We start from the raw sequence: 15,307 nt of genomic DNA, 5'->3' as shown, positions 1-15,307 counted from the left end.
CATGAAAATTCTACTGCCTTATCTGGCGCTTTATCGCCGCCATTGGCTCCGTTTATCGCTCGGCATCGTGCTGGCGATCATCACCCTGCTGGCGAGCATTGGCCTGCTGACCCTTTCGGGCTGGTTCCTCGCGGCGTCGGCGCTGGCGGGCCTCGCGGGGCTTTATACTTTCAACTACATGCTGCCCGCTGCGGGCGTGCGCGGCGCGGCGATTTTCCGCACCGCCGGGCGCTATGCGGAGCGTCTGGTGAGCCACGACGCCACCTTCCGCGTGCTGGCGCACCTGCGCGTGTTTACCTTCACCAAAATCATGCCGCTCTCTCCGGGGGGTATGGCGCGCTTCCGTCAGGCAGATTTGCTTAACAGGCTGGTAGCCGACGTCGACACCCTCGACCACCTCTACCTGCGGGTTATCTCGCCGCTGGTCAGCGCGCTGGTGATTATTCTGGTCGTCACCTTCGGCCTGAGCTTCCTCGACCTGCATCTGGCCTTAACACTCGGCGGCATCATGCTGTTACTGATGCTGTTGCTTCCCTTGGTGTTTTACCGCGCGGGCCAGCCGATTGGCCGTGAATTAACCGAGCTGCGCGGCGCGTACCGCACTCAGCTCAACTCATGGTTGCAGGGCCAGTCGGAATTAGCCGTATTTGGCGCACAGGCGCGTTTTCGCCAGAGTATGAATGAGACGGAGAGCCGCTGGGTGAGCCGCCAACAGCAGCAAGCCAAGCTTTCAGGTCTGTCGCAGGCGATGATCATTGCCAGCGCCGGTTTAACCGTCACGCTGATGCTGTGGCTGGCTGCCGGTGGCATTGGTGATATCGCCCAGCCCGGCGCGCTGATTGCCCTGTTTGTCTTCACCCCGCTGGCCGCCTTTGAGGCACTCGGCCCAGTCGCGGCGGCTTTCCAACATTTGGGGCAAGTGATTGCCTCCGCCCAGCGAGTAACGCAGATCATTGAGCAGCAACCCGCCGTCACCTTCCCGGCCCACGGCCCACAGGCTGAACAGCAGGTCGCGTTGGAAATTGAAAATCTCAGCTTCACCTATCCCGATCAGCCACTGCCAGTGCTCAAAGGCATCAATCTGCGGGTTAACTCTGGTGAACACGTGGCGCTGCTCGGCCAAACCGGCTGCGGTAAGTCGACGCTGTTACAGCTCATCACCCGCGCGTGGGACAGTAACCAGGGCAGCCTGAACATTAACGGCGCGGCCATTGCGGATTACGATGAAGCTACGTTGCGCCAGGTGATGACCGTGGTCAGCCAGCGGGTGCATATCTTCAACACCACGCTGCGGGAAAACCTGCGCATGGTAGCCCCGGCCAGCAGCGACGAGCAGCTGGTCAAGGCGCTGGAAGCCGTTGATCTTCAAGCTTTGCTGGCCGGTGATGGCTTAAACAGCTGGCTGGGAGAAGGCGGCAGGCAGCTCTCAGGCGGCGAACAGCGTCGCCTTGGCTTGGCGCGCGCCATCTTGCACGACGCTCCGCTGTGGCTGTTGGATGAGCCGACAGAGGGTCTCGACGCAGAAACCGAACGTCATATTCTGGCGCTGTTGCGCCAACATTGTGAAAAAAAGACGCTAATCTTAATTACCCATCGCCTCTACGGCTTGGAAAATATGGATAAGATCTGCGTGATGGAAGAGGGTCAAATAGTTGAGGAAGGGACTCACCAAGCGCTGATCGGCATGGCGGGTCGCTATGCACGTTTTCGTGCGCGCGGCTGACAAACTCTTTTGATCAATGAATAAGGACCCTATGCGGTTAGTCAAGCTTGAAGCGAATTCCGTCGTCTTCCCTAATCCGGAGACGGCGCTGCATGAACCTAACGGCCTGCTGGCGCTGGGCGGGGATTTAACCTCCCCTCGCCTGCTTTCGGCTTATCGCAGCGGTATCTTCCCCTGGTTCGAGCCGGGGGAAGTCATTCTCTGGTGGTCCCCTGACCCACGGGCCGTGCTCTACCCCGAAGAACGTCATATCAGCCGCAGCCTGCGCCGTTTTATGCGTCGGGAACCCTATCGCTTCACGCTTAACAAAGCGTTCGCTGAGGTGATTCACGCGTGCTCTCAGCAGCGTGATGAAGGCACCTGGATTGGCCCGCTGGTGAAGCGCGGTTATCAGGAGCTGCATGAAGCGGGCCATGCACATTCGATTGAAGTGTGGGATGGCGACGAGCTGGTAGGCGGCATGTACGGCGTAAACGTCGGCGGATTATTCTGTGGAGAATCAATGTTCAGCCGCCGAGACAACGCCTCAAAGTGCGCCGTAATGATTTTTTGCCAACATTTTACCCGCTATGGTGGAGAACTGATTGACTGTCAGGTGCTCAACCCTCACACTGCGTCGCTGGGTGCGAGAGAGATCCCACGCCGCCAATTTTTGCAGTCGCTTTCCCGGCTTTCACAGCAACAATTACCGCCGGAATGCTGGCTGCCCCAAGACTTATCCCCACGTTATGAAGACCTGCCGACAGTCCCGATGGATAGGGAATAGATGCGATCGTCAACCATACTTCTTTACATAATGTGGGTTTTTCGGCATTATCACGCCGGTTAAAAACTATGGTAGTTAGACCTAGAGGATTCGATGGCCAAAGAAGACAATATTGAAATGCAGGGCACCGTACTTGATACGCTGCCAAACACTATGTTCCGCGTTGAGTTGGAAAACGGGCACGTAGTCACCGCACACATCTCCGGTAAAATGCGTAAGAACTACATCCGCATCCTGACGGGTGACAAAGTCACTGTAGAATTGACTCCTTACGACCTGAGCAAAGGCCGCATTGTCTTCCGTAGCCGCTAACAGGCGGCTCACTCATCGCTGATTTCCAGCGATACCCGAGGATACCCTCTTCGCCCTTCCTGCTTTTGCAAGGGCGTTTTGTGGTATCCGCAATTCGGCAATTTCTGCTATTTCCCTCTGGTATCAGCTTCAGGTTATCTACCCCATCCCACTGATACTCGGCGGAAAACAGGCATAAAAAAAGGCGATGTCTCCATCGCCTTTTTACTTTTCAGCTACTGCTGCTGATGCTTAGTGCACCGCGCCTTCCGCTTTTTTCTTCTGCGCACTCATAAAATGGTACGTCAGTTTATCGGCACTCTTATCGAGGCCCACGGAGACTGAACCGCCATCAACCAGCGAACCAAACAGCAGTTCATTAGCCAACGGTTTCTTCAGGTTTTCCTGCACGGTACGGGTCATTGGACGTGCGCCCATGGCGCGGTCGTAGCCTTTGACTGTCAACCAGTCGCGCGCTTCGTCGCTGACTTCCAGAGACACGCCTTTCGCATCCAGCTGCGCCTGCAGTTCAACGATGAATTTGTCGACAACCTGCTGAATAACTTCAGTAGACAGGTGGTTGAACCAGATCACGTTGTCCAGACGGTTACGGAACTCTGGCGTAAAGACTTTCTTAATCTCTTCCATCGCGTCCGGGCTGTTATCCTGATGCACCAGACCAATAGATCTGCGCTCAGTTTCACGCACGCCGGCGTTGGTGGTCATGACCAGAATGACGTTACGGAAATCCGCTTTACGGCCGTTATTATCGGTCAGCGTACCGTTGTCCATTACCTGCAACAGCAGGTTGAAGACGTCCGGGTGCGCTTTCTCGATTTCATCCAGCAGCACAACCGCGTGCGGGTGCTTCAGCACGGCGTCGGTCAGCAAACCGCCTTGGTCGAAGCCGACATAGCCCGGAGGTGCACCAATCAAACGGCTGACGGTGTGACGCTCCATGTATTCGGACATATCGAAACGCAGCAGCTCAATGTCTAACGCTTTCGCCAGCTGTACGGTCACTTCGGTTTTACCGACCCCGGTCGGACCTGCGAACAGGAAGGAACCGACAGGCTTGTGATCCTGACCCAGACCGGCGCGGCTCATTTTGATCGCCTCGGTCAGTGCTTCAATCGCCGGATCTTGCCCGAATACCAACATTTTCAGGCGATCGCCCAGATTCTTCAGCACGTCACGGTCGGTGGCCGATACTGTTTTCTCTGGAATACGCGCGATGCGCGCCACCACGCTTTCGATGTCGCTGACGTTAACGGTTTTCTTACGCTTGCTGACCGGCATCAACCGGCTGCGCGCGCCCGCTTCGTCAATCACGTCAATCGCCTTGTCCGGCAGATGACGGTCATTAATGTATTTCACTGACAGCTCAACCGCGGCGCGCACGGCTTTCGCGGTATACCGCACGTCGTGGTGAGCTTCGTATTTAGTTTTCAGACCATTAATGATCTGCACGGTCTCTTCGACGGTTGGCTCAGTAATATCAATCTTCTGGAAGCGACGCGCCAAGGCACGGTCTTTTTCAAAGATGTTGCTGAACTCCTGATAGGTCGTTGAGCCGATAACCCGAATTTTGCCGCTAGAAAGCAGTGGCTTAATCAGGTTGGCTGCATCAACTTGGCCGCCAGACGCCGCGCCCGCCCCGATGATGGTATGGATTTCATCGATAAACAGGATGCTGTTTTTGTCCTGCTCAAGCTGCTTGAGCAGTGATTTAAAACGTTTTTCGAAGTCACCGCGGTATTTGGTGCCCGCCAGCAGTGAGCCGATGTCGAGTGAGTACAGCGTGCAGTCGGCCATCACTTCAGGCACGTCGCCCTGCTCGATTCTCCAGGCAAGGCCTTCGGCGATAGCGGTTTTGCCCACGCCTGACTCGCCCACCAGTAGTGGGTTATTTTTGCGACGACGGCAGAGAACCTGAATCGCCCGCTCAAGCTCTTTGTCACGGCCAATCAGCGGGTCAATACCCCCTACGCGCGCCAACTGGTTAAGGTTTGTGGTGAAGTTCTCCATACGATCTTCCCCCGCCGACTGCTCTTCGTTAACTGGGTTCTCTGCGTTGTTGTTTGGCGCCTGACCTGGCTCATCTTTACGGGTACCGTGAGAGATGAAGTTGACCACGTCGAGACGGCTAACGTCATGTTTGCGCAGCAGATATGCGGCCTGGGATTCCTGTTCGCTGAAGATCGCGACCAGAACGTTTGCGCCAGACACTTCACTACGACCGGAAGATTGCACGTGGAATACCGCACGTTGCAGAACGCGCTGGAAACTCAGCGTAGGCTGGGTGTCGCGCTCTTCTTCACTGGCAGGTAAGGTGGGCGTGGTTTGTTCGATGAACGCTTCCAGTTCCTGGCGTAACGCCACCAGGTCAACGGTACAAGCTTCAAGCGCTTCACGGGCTGCCGGGTTGCTTAGCAACGCCAACAGCAGGTGCTCCACGGTCATAAACTCATGCCGGTGCTCACGGGCTCTTGCGAAAGCCATGTTGAGACTGAGTTCAAGTTCTTGATTGAGCATAGGCACCTCCCAAATAGATTGCCTTAATCAGGCTTTTTCCAGCGTACACAGCAACGGATGCTCGTTCTCCTTGGCGTACTTATTCACATGTGCGACTTTGGTTTCGGCTACTTCAGCGGTATAGACTCCGCAAATAGCTTTGCCTTTATAGTGCACCTGGAGCATCAGTTGCGTTGCACGTTCAATATCATAAGAAAAGAACTTTTGCAGAACGTCAATCACAAATTCCATCGGAGTGTAATCGTCGTTGTTTAATATAACTTTATACATAGATGGCGGTTTTACCTCATCCTTTAGCTTATCCGCCGCCAAGTGTTCGAAATTTAGCCAGTCTTGATTGTTACCCATTGCCTGTCCATCACCTTCTGAAGGTCTGTTATGACGTCAGCATTGTCTGGCACCCTTGCGCCTTAGCTTTCGTCATGACGTTTAACATTCATTTTACCATCTCTTAAAGCATCATGCCCCCGCGCATCTTCCACTCTTTGCTATCGGTAAAATCGTTGAAATAATGACCACATTATTTCAGGATCGTTACCTGCTTCAAAGTTTGGCTATCTGCTCCGGCATGACAAATGCCCTTCCCTTGACGTCCAAATCAATTCCACTAGAGTGTAATTTCGTGTGCAAAATACCGGCGATAAGTGCCTGTATTCAGCGACGTACGGGCATTCGTGCTCACTTATTAGCTCAATCTCTTCAACTCACCAAATAGTCTTGAGAGGGAAGTAGAAGCATGGAGACGGGTACTGTTAAATGGTTCAATAATGCTAAGGGCTTTGGTTTCATCTGTCCGCAAAACGGCGGTGAAGACATCTTTGCTCATTATTCCACTATCCAGATGGAGGGTTATCGCACCCTCAAAGCCGGGCAGCTAGTCAGCTTCGATGTCCATGAAGGGCCAAAAGGAAATCATGCAAGCCTCATTATTCCGGTGGAAAGTGAAGCGGTCGCCTGACCGTACTCATTGCCTTTTTGCCACACCATCATGTTGCGTACTCTTTGCCAAATGCCAGTCTCATCTTGACTGGCATTTTTATTTATGGGGGAGAAACGATTGGCCTTCAAGCCCCGAAAAATAAAAAAGCACATTATTGTCAGTTTTGACCCGCCGTTTATCCCTCGCAGGCTAACGATTTACACTTTGTAACTTCAGCTAAACAGACCCAAAACAATTGTAAGTATTCCGCTGTGATCAAAATCACCGTTGATATTTGGTTTATTCACCAACTGCTCAAATAACGTCATTCAGCCTTGGAGGCTTGTGAAGAGCAGGTACATAACGATGAGTGCAATCAGCTACCCAATCGAAAATAGAAAAATACACTCTGGTATGCAGATGTTATCCGCATTGGTTTCCCGCCGCATGGTGCCTGGCCCTGCCTGGAACCGGACCAGCTATCGCTTGAAGTTTTTACTGCGCACGCTGTTGGCGCCGAAATCCACGCTGTCACTGCTGGATTATCTGGCAAGCCACCCGATGCGCGACGAGATGCTGCGCGCAGCGCCGTCTCTGCCTTGCAAGCTGCACCGCGTTTATCAGTCAGTGAAGGTGAACCGCGAGACAGCATTGAAAAATATTATTGCCCACTACGACCACTTCGCGGCGCAGGTGCCGCCCGCGCTGGGGCATGCGCATTTCTCCGACCAGCCGCTGCACATTGCCACGTTAGAAGGTAAAGAAGGCCAGCGCTACTTTATTCAGTTCAACGCCGCCGGGCGTTTAGATAAAGAAGGCGAAGCCACGCTGATGTTCACGCTGGAAAACGGCGAGCCGCTGGCTACCGTCACCTTCGCGTTGATTAACTACCGAGATCAGCCGACGCTGTTTATTGGAGCAATCCAAGGCCCGCGCGCCCACGTTGAGCACTCGCAGATTCAATCAGCGACCAAAGCCTGTCACGGCCTGTTCCCGAAGAAGCTGGTGATGGAGGCCACCCTGCTGCTGGCCGAGCTGACTCAAATGACGCAAATTGTTGCCGTCGCCAATAAAACCCACATCTATGAAAATGCCCGCTATAAGAAACGCAGGGGCATGATCTTCGCTGATTACGACAGCTTCTGGGAAACGCTGCAGGGCGAGCTAGAGGAAGACGATTATTACCATTTGCCTCGTCAGATCCCACACCGTCCGCTGGAAGAGATCGCCAGCAAGCGCCGCTCTGAGTACCGCCGTCGTTACCAGCTGCTGGATTCACTGGAAGCGCAAATTCGCCAAACCTTCTCGCAGGGTTTTGCCGCACCTCGTAAAACCGACGATTAGTCAGCCCTGCCTCGCGCCAGCCACGCGACGCGGGAAAACATTTGCCGCAGCAATGGTGGAATAGACCCCACGCCGCGTTGAGACGCCGCCAGCGCAACGTCGATGGCCAAGTCGGGTTTCGACGTGCGGTGAATCGCTTTGTCGATGATACGCCGTGGCGACATGGGTAGCGTGTCTGGCAGTGCCGCGTTGCGCCGATAGACATCTTCGAAGCCGCCGCGATAAAGGAAATGCTCGATATCCTGCGAAGGCAGCGCCGTCAGCCGGTAGCGCAATGTGTCGTCGTATTTCTCTACGTTGCTGATCACCGTTGCGGCATATTTTTTCCCGGCTTCATCGCCATCCACCAGCACGTGCCACTCAATTCCCATCTGGCGGGCGAAGCGCAGCAAGGGCTTAAGGCCGCACTGGGCGAACTCAATCACCTTGATACCTTCTGACTCGAAGTGATAACCACATTGGCGCGCCAGCTGGTTGAGCAGCCACACTTCCGTTTCCCCTTCGACCAGCAGCCAGCAGCGGGCAAACAGCGACGACGGGCGGTTGAAACGAATATGAAACGCGATGCGGCGGCTGTCCTCCGAGCTTAGCCCTTCCGGGCCAATGCTGTAGGCCGCGACTCGCCCCGACTCGCGCACCAATCGGCATATCTGCTCTACCGGCACCAGCGACAGCAGCTCGCCGGAGTTGGTGGTGGTAATGCGCTGCAAGGGAAGCTGGTCGAGCAGCCCCCACGCCACCGACAGCATAATCGGGTGCAGACGGGTTTCCGGGTCTTCTATTAATAGCAGCGGGCGAGCATCGGGATGCAGCACCACCGAACCCTTAGCCTGCAATAATGTGGAAAACATCCCCAACAGCATAACGCGCATACTGCGGCTGTTCGGCTCGGCAATCATTCGGTTGATATTGTCGAGGGAGCGCCATGCGCGGCGGCTCTCGGCCCGGCCGTGGCGCTTTTGCTGCCACGGCGCGCTGCTGCTGGTGCCCTGCTCGGCAAAATAGTGTTCTAACAGCTGCTGCATCGCCGCCAGCCCGCTGCGCAATTCGCTGTTGGTTAGGTTCTGTGGGTTATGGATCAGCCCGCGCGTCAGGTCGTCGAGCTGCTTCGCCATTTCTTCATTATTTTTAGCAAGGCGCGGGGCCAGCGTTTCACTACGCAAACGGCGAATAAACCGCGCATCGCGCAGCCGCAGCACCGGATTTAAAGTGATTAACGCCTGCGCCAGTGGATCAATAGTTTGCAAGTTCAGCGGTTGGCCGTTGGCGGAAAGGAAACTGCGCAGCGTCAGCACGCTGCCGTCATCGTCCAGCTCCCCTTCAAGCCGATAATAGATGCGCGTGAGCTTGTCCGCGCACTTAACCCATAAAGGAGAAAGCGGGTTGAACCGCGGCGAGGTGTGGTGCCCGGCCTGATTCTCGCAGAAGGTGAAAACCACGTGCAGATATTTCGATTTGGACTGCTGTTCCCCGGCGGGGAAATAGAAATCTTCCTCTTTGAAGCAGTAGAGTTTGGGTTCAGGCGAGAGCAGCAGCGTCAGGGCGTCCAGCAAGCTGGACTTACCCCAAGCATTTTCCCCCACCAGCACGGTATTGGTGGTGACGGAAGAGACGCCCTCCTCGCCCAGCGGGCCGCTGATGGAGGCGCCGCGCTGCGTGGGTTGGGTCAAGGTTAGCGATAACCGATTTAGACCACGAAATCCTGCAATATCGATATGTTCCAGATACATCGGGCGCTCCCTTCTGCTTCACCTGTGTTCAGCATGGCGTTAAAAATGCTGTTTGGTCAAGATATTGCCGCGCCATTTGCTGGTTAAAGCGGCTTTACAGCGACACGGCTTTTGGTTAGCGTGTTGACCGCCCCTTCAGGACTCGCAACTACACGGAAAGCTTCATGTATTCAGGTTTACTGATCATTCTTTTGCCGCTGATCATCGGCTATCTCATTCCATTAAAAAAATCGGCTTTGCTTTATGCCATTAACCGCCTGCTGAGTTGGATGGTGTATGTGATCCTATTCATCATGGGCGTCAGCTTAGCCTTTCTCGATAATCTGAGTACGAATCTGCTGCTGATTTTCAAATACGCGGCGGTCTGTTTCTTGTGCATTTTCATTTTCAATCTTGTCGCACTTTGGCTGTTGGAAAAGCGTAAACCCTGGAAATCCAATCATCAGCAAGAGTCCCTGCCTTCTCGCCTGAATATGGCGATTGATTCACTCAAGCTATGCGGCGTGGTGATCGCCGGTTTCTTGCTCGGCCTGACCCAGTGGCACTGGCTGACTTACGCCTCAGAAGCCAGCGAAGTGGCGCTGATTTTCCTGCTGGCGCTGGTGGGGATGCAGCTGCGCAATAGCAGCATGACGTTGCGCCAAATCATCCTTAACCGCCGTGGCATATTAGTGGCGTCGGTGGTGGCCGTCAGCTCACTGGTCGGCGGCGCGCTGGCCGCGCTGCTGCTCGGCTTGCCGCTGAATACCGGATTGGCGATGGCCTCCGGCTACGGCTGGTACTCCCTCTCCGGCATTGTGTTGACGGACGCTTTTGGCCCGGTGGTCGGCAGCGCGGCGTTCTTTAACGATTTAGCCCGCGAGCTGTGCGCCATTATGCTGATCCCAACCTTGGTGCGCTCCAGCCGCTCCTCGGCGCTGGGCCTATGTGGCGCAACCTCCATGGACTTCACCCTGCCGGTGCTGCAACGCAGCGGCGGATTGGACATGGTGCCACCGGCGGTGGTGCATGGCTTCTTGCTGAGCCTGATCGCGCCAATCCTGATGGCCTTCTTCTCCGCCTGACCGGTTTCACCTCGCGCTGGCCTCTGCGCCAGCGCGACGGCCTTTCTTCAGAAATTGCGCTAAATCAACCCATCTGCACTTATTCCACAAAGCACTTCAATTCTTGCCTGTTGCGTCTTAGGCTTAACTTAAAACATGCATTATAAATGCAACTTATAAAAGGAGTGGATAATGTTTTGTGTGCAATGTGAACAAACGGTGAGAACCCCGACCACCAGCGGCTGCGCCTATGCGCAGGGGATGTGTGGCAAAACGGCTGAAACCTCTGACCTGCAAGACCTGCTGGTGGCGGTGCTACAGGGCCTATCCTCGTGGGCACTCATCGCCCGGGGCTATGACATCATTGATGCAGAAATTGACGCCTTTGCGCCCCGCGCCTTCTTCTCAACCTTAACCAACGTTAACTTTGACTCGGCGCGCATCGTGGCTTATGCCCGCGAAGCCATTAGCTATCGCGAATCCCTTGCCAGCCGCTGCCGCCTGATGGATCCGGCCATCAGCAACCCGCACCCTTTGGCAAATCTGACTTTGACCAGCGACGCCATCGACCAGCTACAGATTCAGGCCCAGCAGTTTGCCTTAAACAGCGATAAAGCCGAAGTTGGTGACGATATCCACGGCCTACGCCTGCTCTGCCTGTATGGCCTGAAAGGGGCCGCCGCCTATATGGAACACGCCCACGTGCTGGGCCAGTCAGACACCCATATCTATGCCGATTATCACCGCCTCATGGCGTGGCTCGGCACCCAGCCCGCCGACATGACCACCCTGCTGGAAAATGCGATGGGCATCGGCAAGATGAATTTCCGCGTGATGGAGATCCTCGATAAAGGCGAAACGGACGCCTACGGGCACCCGCAGCCTACGGCGGTGAACGTCAAGCCTCGCGCCGGGAAAGCCATTCTGATCTCCGGCCATGACCTGAAAGATTTGCAGATGCTGCTCGAACAGACCGCCGGCACTGGCATTAACATCTATACCCACGGTGAAATGCTTCCCGCCCACGGCTACCCGGAGTTGAAGAAGTATCCGCATCTGGCGGGCAACTACGGCAGCGGCTGGCAGAACCAGCAAATTGAATTCGCCAAATTCCCGGGGCCGGTGGTGATGACCTCCAACTGCATTATTGACCCGAATGTCGGCAACTACGGTGACCGGATCTGGACCCGCAGCATTGTCGGCTGGCCGGGCGTGAAGCATCTGGAAGGGGAAGATTTCGCGCTGGTGATTGCTCAGGCCTTGGCCGAGCCGGGATTCAAATACAGTGAAATCGAGCAGGAGATCACCGTCGGCTTTGGCCGCGAAACCCTGCTCGGCGCGGCCGACACGGTAATTGACTTGGTGGCCAGCAAACAGCTGCGCCACATCTTCCTGATTGGCGGCTGTGACGGCAGTCGTGGCGAACGCAGCTACTTCACCGACTTAGCCCGCGCCGTGCCCGACGACTGCCTGATCATGACGCTGGCCTGCGGTAAATATCGCTTCAACAAGCTGGACTTCGGCACCCTCGGCCCGCTGCCGCGCCTGCTGGACGTCGGCCAGTGCAACGATGCCTACTCGGCCATCATGCTGGCGGTGCATCTGGCCGACAAGCTGGGCTGCAGCGTCAACGACCTGCCGCTGAGCCTGGTGCTGTCATGGTTTGAGCAGAAAGCGATTGTTATTTTGCTGACTCTGCTCTCGCTCGGGGTGAAGAATATTGCCACCGGCCCGACGGCTCCGGCCTTCCTGACAGAAAACCTGTTGAACGTGCTGAATGAAAAATTCGGCCTGCGCGCCATCACCTCGGTTGAGGACGACCTGCGCCAGATGTTGCCACAATAATTTCACCCGGCCGGTGCGCGACACCGGCCCCTCGAGGAACGCGCCATGACTTTCCCTCTGTTTGCCGACCAACCCACGCTGCTGTGCCCCAATCGCCTGCAGGTGCATGACATTCAACAAGAAACCGCCGATATCTGGACTTTATCTCTTTTCAGCCATGTGCCTTATGACTACCAGCCCGGCCAGTTTGCGCTGGTGAATATTGGCACTAGCGGCCAGATGCAGCGGGCATATACCCTATCCTCCACGCCCGGCGTCAGTCCGTTTATCACCCTGACGGTTCGCCAAATTGCCGACGGCCAAGGCTCGAATTGGCTGACTCAAGAGGTGAAAGTTGGCGACTATCTCTGGCTTTCAGATGCTCAGGGCAGCTTTGTCTGCGACGGCGACCAGCCCCTGCTGCTACTGGCGGCGGGCTGCGGCGTGACGCCGGTTATGTCGATTTGTCGCGCGGTTCTACAGCAAACGCCAGTAAGACCCGTGACGGTGTTTTACAGCGTGCGCAGCCCGCAGGATGTGATTTTCGCTACCCAATGGCAACAATTGGCAGCAAGTTACCCACAGTTAAACTTAACGTTATTATCAGAGAACAATGCAACAGAGGGCTTTGTCGCCGGGCGACTGAGCCAAGACCTGTTGGAGACTGGTGTGACAGACATGGCGGCGCGACGGGTGATGATTTGCGGCCCGGCGCCTTATATGCGGCTGGCTGAACAGTGGGTTAAAGCCCTGGGCGCGGCGGACAATAGCGTCATCACCGAGCAGTTCCACCAGCCGATTGCCGAGCCACAAAGCAATAAGCTGCTGACGATGACTCGCCTGACGCCGCTTGACCACTACAAGGTGCCCGTCGGTTCTACCCTGCTGGCGGCGATGGAGCAGCACCAACTGCCGGTCAATGCCGCCTGCCGCGCCGGTGTCTGCGGCAGTTGTAAAACCCGCGTGATCGGCGGCGATTTCACGACCACCAGCCAAATGACCCTGACCGACGCCGAGATAGCCGAAGGCTACGTCTTGGCCTGTAGCTGCCAGCTGCATGGCGACGTGACCTTAGCCTAATCCCCTTTCCCCGACTCCCGGCCTGCCTGTAGACATCTAGATTTACAGTTAGGCCGGGTAGATTTACAAAACTACAACCCCACTCCCTGACCTTTTCTATAAGGTTGAAGACCAATACGGAAATCTATCGAAATCTTAAAAGCATTCTCGAAACAAATCACATTTGCATCATGAACTATGATTAGCGGAGCTTTTAACTTATCGATGCGATCGATTAAACAGTCTATCTGGAGGGATCTATGAAACACACCGTGGCTTCGTTGCTGGCAAAAACACTTGAAGAGGCTGGCGTTAAACGGATTTGGGGCGTCACCGGCGATTCCCTTAATGGGCTTAGCGATAGTTTAAACCGCATGGGAACCATTGAATGGATGGGCACCCGACATGAAGAAGTGGCCGCCTTTGCCGCCGGCGCGGAAGCCCAGCTGACGGGCGAACTGGCGGTATGCGCCGGCTCATGCGGGCCGGGCAACCTGCACTTAATCAACGGTCTGTTTGACTGCCACCGCAACCACGTGCCGGTGGTGGCGATTGCCGCCCACATCCCTTCGAGCGAAATCGGTACCGGCTATTTCCAGGAAACTCACCCTACTGAGCTGTTTCGCGAGTGCAGCCACTATTGCGAGATGATCACCCATCCCGACCAGCTGCCGCAGGTGCTGGGCATCGCCATGCGCAAAGCCATTCTCAATCGCGGCGTGTCGGTGATAGTGCTGCCGGGCGACGTGGCGCTAAAGCCTGCGCCGGAAGACGCGACGGCCAAATGGTATCCGCCGCAGTTGCCGCTGGTGCTGCCAAACCTGTCCGAAATGGAAAAGCTGGTGGAAGTGCTCAAGGGCGCGAAAAACATCACCCTGATGTGCGGCAGTGGCTGTGCCGGTGCCCATGATGAAGTGGTGAAACTGGCAGAAACCCTCAAAGCGCCGGTGGTTCACGCCCTGCGTGGCAAAGAGCATATTGAGTGGGACAACCCTTATAGCGTCGGGATGACCGGCCTGATTGGCTTCTCATCCGGCTACCACGCCATGATGAATGCCGACACGCTGATCCTGCTCGGCACCCAGTTCCCTTACCGCGCCTTCTACCCAACAGACGCCACTATCATCCAGATTGATATCAATCCGGGCAGCATTGGGGCGCACTGTCAGGTGGACATGGCGCTGGTGGGTGATATCAAAACCACGCTGACCGCACTGCTGCCGAAGTTGCAGGAAAAAAGCGACCGTAAATTCCTCGACAAGGCGCTGAAACACTATCAAGAGGCGCGCAAAGACCTCGACGGCCTCGCCACGATGAATGACAAACAGGCGATCCACCCGCAGTATTTGGCGCAACAGATTAGCCGCTTTGCCGATGCCGACGCGGTGTTCACCTGTGACGTGGGCACGCCCACCGTCTGGGCCTGCCGCTACTTGCAGATGAACGGCCAGCGCCGCCTGATTGGCTCCTTCAACCACGGTTCGATGGCTAACGCCATGCCGCAGGCACTGGGCGCACAGGCCATTGACCGTAACCGTCAAGTGGTCGCCATGTGCGGCGACGGCGGCTTCACCATGCTGATGGGGGATTTCCTGACGCTGGCGCAGCAGAAGCTGCCGGTGAAAATCGTTATTTTCAACAACAGCGTGCTGGGCTTTGTGGCGATGGAGATGAAGGCCGGGGGCTATCTGACCGACGGCACCGAGCTGAAAAATCCGAACTTCGCCGCCATGGCTGAAGCCGCGGGCATCAAAGGCATTCGCGTGGAGAAAGCTTCCGACGTCGATGCCGCGCTGCAAGACGCCTTTGCCTATGAAGGCCCGGTGCTGGTTGACGTGGTGACCGCCACCGACGAGCTGGCGATGCCGCCGCAAATCAAACTTGAGCAGGCCAAGGGCTTCAGCTTGTATATGCTGCGCGCGGTGATCAACGGCCGTGGCGACGAAGTGGTAGAACTGGCGAAAACCAACTGGCTGCGATAACCCCGTCGGGGATATAGTGCTGTGAGTACTGCGCGGGTTGTTGCAAAACGGCCCGCGCAGCTTCCGCCCCTTCTCCACTTTTCTAAAAGGA

The 15,307-nt window shown here is 55.9% G+C and carries 12 protein-coding genes; 9 read left to right on the top strand and 3 right to left on the bottom strand.

The window, feature by feature from the left end; all coding sequences use genetic code 11:
- The first annotated feature begins 1 nt into the window (after nucleotide 1).
- The 3 genes from cydC (at nucleotide 2) to infA (ending at nucleotide 2,801) form a co-directional block, all read left to right on the top strand.
- A complete protein-coding gene (cydC, locus tag SBO83_RS14520) occupies nucleotides 2–1,723 on the top strand; it encodes a heme ABC transporter ATP-binding protein/permease CydC (RefSeq protein WP_396131995.1) in 1,722 nt (573 codons plus the stop codon).
- Between the two features lie 31 nt (nucleotides 1,724–1,754).
- The gene (aat, locus tag SBO83_RS14515) at nucleotides 1,755–2,489 is read left to right on the top strand and encodes a leucyl/phenylalanyl-tRNA--protein transferase (RefSeq protein WP_353501532.1); all 735 of its coding nucleotides are present in this window, start codon (nucleotides 1,755–1,757) and stop codon (nucleotides 2,487–2,489) included.
- A 93-nt stretch (nucleotides 2,490–2,582) separates the two neighbouring features.
- On the top strand, nucleotides 2,583–2,801 hold the full coding sequence (gene infA, locus SBO83_RS14510; protein WP_002211347.1) for a translation initiation factor IF-1: 219 nt from the start codon (nucleotides 2,583–2,585) through the stop codon (nucleotides 2,799–2,801).
- Between the two features lie 231 nt (nucleotides 2,802–3,032).
- Here infA and clpA read toward each other — a convergent pair whose 3' ends face one another.
- Together clpA and clpS are read right to left on the bottom strand one after the other, a co-directional pair.
- Nucleotides 3,033–5,315 carry an ATP-dependent Clp protease ATP-binding subunit ClpA gene (gene clpA / locus SBO83_RS14505; protein WP_396131994.1) on the bottom strand — a complete coding sequence of 761 codons (2,283 nt, stop codon included), beginning with the start codon at nucleotides 5,313–5,315 and terminating at the stop codon, nucleotides 3,033–3,035.
- Nucleotides 5,316–5,342: 27 nt separating this feature from the next.
- Nucleotides 5,343–5,663 carry an ATP-dependent Clp protease adapter ClpS gene (clpS, locus tag SBO83_RS14500; RefSeq protein WP_034789108.1) on the bottom strand — a complete coding sequence of 107 codons (321 nt, stop codon included), beginning with the start codon at nucleotides 5,661–5,663 and terminating at the stop codon, nucleotides 5,343–5,345.
- A gap of 388 nt (nucleotides 5,664–6,051) precedes the next feature.
- On the opposite strand from clpS, the gene cspD reads away from it, so the two are divergent.
- Together cspD and SBO83_RS14490 are read left to right on the top strand one after the other, a co-directional pair.
- On the top strand, nucleotides 6,052–6,273 hold the full coding sequence (gene cspD, locus SBO83_RS14495; RefSeq protein WP_034789106.1) for a cold shock-like protein CspD: 222 nt from the start codon (nucleotides 6,052–6,054) through the stop codon (nucleotides 6,271–6,273).
- A 381-nt stretch (nucleotides 6,274–6,654) separates the two neighbouring features.
- Entirely contained in the window at nucleotides 6,655–7,578 is a 924-nt protein-coding gene (locus tag SBO83_RS14490) for a VirK/YbjX family protein (protein ID WP_396131993.1), read from the top strand.
- On the opposite strand, the gene SBO83_RS14485 is transcribed toward SBO83_RS14490, so the two are convergent.
- Complete coding sequence (locus SBO83_RS14485) at nucleotides 7,575–9,308, bottom strand: ATP-dependent endonuclease (RefSeq protein WP_353501529.1); 1,734 nt, start codon at nucleotides 9,306–9,308, stop codon at nucleotides 7,575–7,577. The genes SBO83_RS14490 and SBO83_RS14485 overlap by 4 nt on opposite strands.
- A 164-nt stretch (nucleotides 9,309–9,472) precedes the next feature.
- Here SBO83_RS14485 and SBO83_RS14480 point away from each other — a divergent pair, with 164 nt between their 5' ends.
- The 4 genes from SBO83_RS14480 (at nucleotide 9,473) to poxB (ending at nucleotide 15,216) form a co-directional block, all read left to right on the top strand.
- A complete protein-coding gene (locus tag SBO83_RS14480) occupies nucleotides 9,473–10,372 on the top strand; it encodes a lysine exporter LysO family protein (protein WP_396131992.1) in 900 nt (299 codons plus the stop codon).
- Between the two features lie 171 nt (nucleotides 10,373–10,543).
- Entirely contained in the window at nucleotides 10,544–12,196 is a 1,653-nt protein-coding gene (hcp, locus tag SBO83_RS14475; protein ID WP_396131991.1) for a hydroxylamine reductase, read from the top strand.
- A 45-nt stretch (nucleotides 12,197–12,241) separates the two neighbouring features.
- Nucleotides 12,242–13,255: an NADH oxidoreductase gene (gene hcr, locus SBO83_RS14470; RefSeq protein WP_396131990.1), complete on the top strand. Its 1,014-nt coding sequence runs from the start codon at nucleotides 12,242–12,244 to the stop codon at nucleotides 13,253–13,255.
- A gap of 239 nt (nucleotides 13,256–13,494) precedes the next feature.
- Entirely contained in the window at nucleotides 13,495–15,216 is a 1,722-nt protein-coding gene (gene poxB / locus SBO83_RS14465; RefSeq protein ID WP_396131989.1) for a ubiquinone-dependent pyruvate dehydrogenase, read from the top strand.
- The last annotated feature ends 91 nt before the right edge of the window (nucleotides 15,217–15,307 follow it).

The sequence above is a fragment of the Ewingella allii genome (assembly GCF_044430645.1).
Taxonomy (GTDB): Bacteria; Pseudomonadota; Gammaproteobacteria; order Enterobacterales; family Enterobacteriaceae; genus Ewingella; species Ewingella allii.
This window is presented reverse-complemented; position numbering and strand designations above follow the sequence as displayed.

Excerpts from the sequence above, each read along its gene's own strand:
- cspD (WP_034789106.1), top strand. The coding sequence starts at position 6,052 with ATGGAGACGGGTACTGTTAAATGGTTCAATAATGCTAAGGGCTTTGGT.
- clpS (WP_034789108.1), bottom strand. The coding sequence starts at position 5,663 with ATGGGTAACAATCAAGACTGGCTAAATTTCGAACACTTGGCGGCGGAT.
- hcp (WP_396131991.1), top strand. The coding sequence starts at position 10,544 with ATGTTTTGTGTGCAATGTGAACAAACGGTGAGAACCCCGACCACCAGC.
- SBO83_RS14485 (WP_353501529.1), bottom strand. The coding sequence starts at position 9,308 with ATGTATCTGGAACATATCGATATTGCAGGATTTCGTGGTCTAAATCGG.
- infA (WP_002211347.1), top strand. The coding sequence starts at position 2,583 with ATGGCCAAAGAAGACAATATTGAAATGCAGGGCACCGTACTTGATACG.
- clpA (WP_396131994.1), bottom strand. The coding sequence starts at position 5,315 with ATGCTCAATCAAGAACTTGAACTCAGTCTCAACATGGCTTTCGCAAGA.
- poxB (WP_396131989.1), top strand. The coding sequence starts at position 13,495 with ATGAAACACACCGTGGCTTCGTTGCTGGCAAAAACACTTGAAGAGGCT.
- SBO83_RS14490 (WP_396131993.1), top strand. The coding sequence starts at position 6,655 with ATGTTATCCGCATTGGTTTCCCGCCGCATGGTGCCTGGCCCTGCCTGG.
- hcr (WP_396131990.1), top strand. The coding sequence starts at position 12,242 with ATGACTTTCCCTCTGTTTGCCGACCAACCCACGCTGCTGTGCCCCAAT.
- aat (WP_353501532.1), top strand. The coding sequence starts at position 1,755 with ATGCGGTTAGTCAAGCTTGAAGCGAATTCCGTCGTCTTCCCTAATCCG.
- SBO83_RS14480 (WP_396131992.1), top strand. The coding sequence starts at position 9,473 with ATGTATTCAGGTTTACTGATCATTCTTTTGCCGCTGATCATCGGCTAT.
- cydC (WP_396131995.1), top strand. The coding sequence starts at position 2 with ATGAAAATTCTACTGCCTTATCTGGCGCTTTATCGCCGCCATTGGCTC.